This window comes from Halomonas salinarum, assembly GCF_012062845.1.
GTDB lineage: Bacteria > Pseudomonadota > Gammaproteobacteria > Pseudomonadales > Halomonadaceae > Onishia > Onishia salinarum.
In genome coordinates, this window is record NZ_WWNB01000040.1 from 1 (window position 1) to 1,837 (window position 1,837).

1 protein-coding gene and 2 pseudogenes are annotated in these 1,837 nt (G+C 56.1%); all 3 read right to left on the reverse strand.

Annotated features, from left to right (window positions below; translation table 11 throughout):
• Positions 1-673 (reverse strand): homocysteine S-methyltransferase family protein (locus HF027_RS15370; protein ID WP_209316477.1); only part of this gene is annotated, 673 nt, incomplete at its 3' end.
• Positions 674-912: 239 nt separating this feature from the next.
• A pseudogene (locus HF027_RS15375) lies at positions 913-1,308 on the reverse strand (integrase core domain-containing protein); the annotation flags it as partial.
• 335 nt (positions 1,309-1,643) lie between these two features.
• Positions 1,644-1,837 (reverse strand): annotated as a pseudogene (locus HF027_RS15540) (hypothetical protein); the annotation flags it as partial.

Genomic DNA, 1,837 nt, shown 5'->3' on the forward strand with positions numbered 1-1,837 from the left:
CACGGACCTGCTGGATCCAGGGCAACATGGTGTCCGGTCCTCTGAAGCAATTCAGGCCGACCACGCTGGCTCCCTGCTGCTCAAGCGCGACACAGGTCTCCACGATGCCGGGGCCATCGATCATGCGATTCTCGGCCATCGGCGCCAGGGTGACGACGGCAGGCAATCCTTTGGCCTTGATCGCTTCCAGGGCCGCTTCGGCTTCTCCGGCATAGTAGAAGGTTTCCGCGATGATGAAGTCCGCGCCTTCCTCAACGGCCCATTGCACCATCTCATCGAACATGGCGCGTACGCTCTCCTGGGAGGCCGGATCTTCAGGGTCCCAGACGTTGCTGTTGGAAATATTGCCGGCCATCAGGTTACCGGGCTTTTCATTGGCCACCTTGCGCGCAATCTTCAGGGCAGCCCGGTTCAGCGGTTCCAGCAGATCTTCCTTGCCGATCACCCTCATTTTTTCGCGGTGGCCGTTGTAGGTGAAGGCCTGAACAATATCTGACCCCGCATGCTGGAAATCGCGGTGTAGCGCTTCCAATGCGTCCGGGCGCAGCAGCGCTACTTCGGGCACAAACTCACCGGCAGAGAGATAGCCGCGCCGTTCAAGCTCGAACAGAAAACCCTCGGCGCAAATGAGGGGACCCTGGTCGAGTCGTTGGGTAATCAGATCGTGTGGCATGAATGCCTCCTAGGTGGTGTTTAGCTTCAGTTGGCTGCATTTTGACAGCACCTTAGCCTCCACCACCAATGAAGAATCCCCTTCAAGCAGATGAATCAAATTCATTCAAAATCGAATCTCTAGCAGAAAAATGAATAGCTGCCAGGTGTTTAACGCGTAAAAAGTGGCGGCATCAGTTGGCTTTTCTTCCATAAGCCGGACCACCACAGATATGGAATATCCCTGATCGGTCACCAGGCTCACCGCATCCGCCTTGAATTCACCGGAATACCGACGCTATCGGATCCCGCATGATTGACCACCCGCTTGGTAAATAACTCAGGTCGCTTGGCCTGCCATTCTTTCATCACCGCAATCGGTGACTGATGGTGCAGCGCCTTCTGCGGGATGTGGTGATTGTACAACCATATGTAGCGTTTCAGCGTCTGCTCCAGATCCTCGCCTGAGGTATAGCGTCGAGTCGCCAGCACGTCACTGATGCGGCCATTGAAACGTTCAACCATGCCATTCGTCTGCGGCCTTCCCGGCTTGATCAGGCGATGCTCGATGCCATGGACCTGGCACTCCTGGTCGAATGCATGGTTGCCGCTGGGCTTACGCTCACCGGCCCGAGTGAAGCGATCGGTAAAGGATTTTCCGTAGTACCTACGGAACAATCTGGTGGGCGGCAGCCATCGTGACCTAAAGATTCTTGTGTGACCCACATCATCACAAGGAGACCGACGATTGAAGTGGACCCCGCCGTCAAGACAGAAAGTGCACGAGTTTAAGCAATGTCCTGAGCCTCACTCGCAGCTGAACAGCGCTGCCCTGGTTCCGCTGATTCACCAGGCAGTATTGCCTACCGGCTGGCTCATGCAGGGATACCGGTGCATCTTGCCTCATCCTTGGCGGGCGCTCGGGTTCGAGAGGCCTTGTATACCTCGTGGGACAAGCATGATCGAAATGATTTTCCTTGCTGATGTCTGAGCTATGCTGACATCGGCAGGGATCTTTTTGTCCATGATGCCACTTCAACCGCAGGTAGCCCGTTGTCTGTGAGCACCGTCTGGATCTTGAAGGGGGCCTTCTCTTTCACCTGCTTCATGAACGCACGCGCATCCTTCGCTGACTGACTGCGCCTGACCTCCAGATAGACCCAACGCGTGGCACGGTCGATGGCGA